Below are 2,261 nucleotides of genomic sequence, written 5' to 3' on the forward strand. Positions count from 1 at the left end.
ACAAGAGATGACCGTTCCACAAGAGATGAACTTTCTTGTGGAACAGGCATCTTGCCTGTTCATAAAAAGCTTATTGAGAATGGTGCAACATCTCAATTCGATCGAATTATCTATGCGAAAACCGCAGGTGGAGAGATTGATTGGATTGATGCGTTTCAACAGCTAGCAAGCTTCGGTATCAAACGCTTGGCGATTCTGGGCGGGGGAAAACTGGTAGCGTCTGTGCTGGCTGCAGGCTTGGTAGACGAACTTTGGCTGACGGTGTGCCCGTTAATTTTGGGTGGGGCGGATGCACCGACACCTGTGGAGGGAGAGGGTTTTTTGGCAGATTTAGCTCCGAAATTGGAGCTTTTGGCGGTTAAACAGGTGGGACAAGAGGTATTTTTGCATTATCGGGTCGATCGAACTAACTAAAGCTCAAACGTACTCCGAGACTAGGGTTTGACGATTAAGCCCTCCGATCCCCCCTAGCCAAGGGCGGGCACGGGGGCACCGCCCCTACGAAGGGGGGAACCGGAAGCACTCAAAGTCCCCCTTCTTAAGGGGGATTTAGGGGGATCGGGTCTCGGACAAAAGCGAGATTTGTCAGGTTTCAACATTCAGTTGACACCAGTTGCCATTGAGCTTTCCCAGCGATCGAATAATTATATTAAGTTAAATAAAGTTCGATCGCTCTACGCACAAGTCTCCCTATGCTGAAACAGCCAAAGCCTCAATATTCTGTAGCCTGGATTAGCAAAATAGGCGAAATCCCGCAAGCGTCGTGGGATGCCTTGGCGATGCCACTAAAAACTCCATTTCTGGAATGGGATTGGCTTAACAATCTCGAAGTCTCGGGCAGTGCGACAGGTAAAACCGGTTGGCTACCGCATCACTTGACTGTGTGGCGAGACAAACAGTTGATTGCTTGCGCGCCACTTTATGTCAAAAGCCACAGTTACGGCGAATTTGTATTCGATAATCAGTGGGCGGATTTAGCTCAACGTTTGGGTGTTCAATATTATCCCAAATTGATGGGAATGACGCCGTTTACTCCGGCTGAAGGCTATCGGTTTTTGATTGCCGAGGGGGAAGATGAAGACGAATTAACGGGAGTAATGGTAAGCGCGATCGACCATTTTTGCGATCGCCATAATATCTCCGGCTGCAATTTCCTTTATGTCGATCCCGAATGGCGCGAAAGAATGGAACGCCACGGTTTCAGCAGTTGGCTGCACCACAGCTATATTTGGCAAAATCAAGGCTATCAAAATTTTGACAATTATTTAGGCGCATTTAATGCTAACCAGCGCCGCAATATCAAGCGCGAACGCAAAGCAGTTGACCAAGCTGGTTTGTTGGTAAAAACGCTGACTGGCGATGAAATTCCCCAAGCCATGTTTGGTCAAATGTATGCTTTTTATGAGAATACTTGCGACAAATTTGGTTGGTGGGGAAGCAAGTATCTGACTAAGCGATTTTTTGAACAGTTGCACCACAATTATCGCGATCGAGTTTTATTTGTAGCCGCCTACGACAAGGAAGATGACAGACAGCCGATGGGTATGTCTTTTTGTTTGTATAAGGGCGATCGACTGTACGGGCGTTATTGGGGCAGTTTGCAGGAAATCGACTGCTTGCACTTCGATGCTTGTTACTATACGCCGATCGAATGGGCGATCGATCGGGGCATCCAAAGCTTCGATCCCGGTGCCGGCGGGCGGCACAAAAAACGGCGCGGCTTTCCAGCTACGCCAAATTATAGTTTGCACCGATTTTATAACAACCGTCTTGCCCAAATTCTCAAGTCTTATATCGGTCAAATCAACGAAAGAGAACAAGAAGAAATTGATGCAATCAACGAGGATTTACCTTTTACTAAGTTACCTCCGTTGTTACTCGGCGAGTGACGGTTGACTGGGAATTTGGAATTGGAAATTGGGAATTAGTAACAGCCCATCGGTGTCAACCTAATACTAAAACCCTGTGTCTATCTCGTTTGTATCGAAGTTTCGATCCCCCTAAATCCCCCTTAAGAAGGGGAAATTTGAATGCTCTTCCCCCTTTATTAATGGGAGTTAGAGGGGACGTAAGAATACTCTTGTCCCACCCCCTACTCCCCTTATTAAGGGGGGTTAGGGGGGATCGAAACTCAACTATAAACGATATTTATTATGGATTTTATTCTTAAGTTGACACGAATGGTAACAGTCAACAGTCAACAGTCAACAGTCAACAGTCAACAGTCAACAGTCAACAGTCAACAGTCAACAGTCAACAGT

General features: G+C 46.7%; 2 protein-coding genes. Both read left to right on the forward strand.

Features of this window, described 5'->3' with window-relative positions; all coding sequences use genetic code 11:
- Positions 1 to 414 (forward strand): dihydrofolate reductase family protein (locus QUB04_RS25060; protein ID WP_333288541.1); only part of this gene is annotated, 414 nt, incomplete at its 5' end.
- Between the two features lie 278 nt (positions 415 to 692).
- Positions 693 to 1,889: a GNAT family N-acetyltransferase gene (locus QUB04_RS25065; RefSeq protein WP_333142982.1), complete on the forward strand. Its 1,197-nt coding sequence runs from the start codon at positions 693 to 695 to the stop codon at positions 1,887 to 1,889.
- Positions 1,890 to 2,261: the final 372 nt, after the last annotated feature.

Source organism: Microcoleus sp. D2_18a_B4 (assembly GCF_036702475.1).
Lineage (GTDB): Bacteria > Cyanobacteriota > Cyanobacteriia > Cyanobacteriales > Microcoleaceae > Microcoleus.

Coding starts and splice junctions, on each gene's coding strand:
- QUB04_RS25065 (WP_333142982.1), top strand. CDS start 693: ATGCTGAAACAGCCAAAGCCTCAATATTCTGTAGCCTGGATTAGCAAA.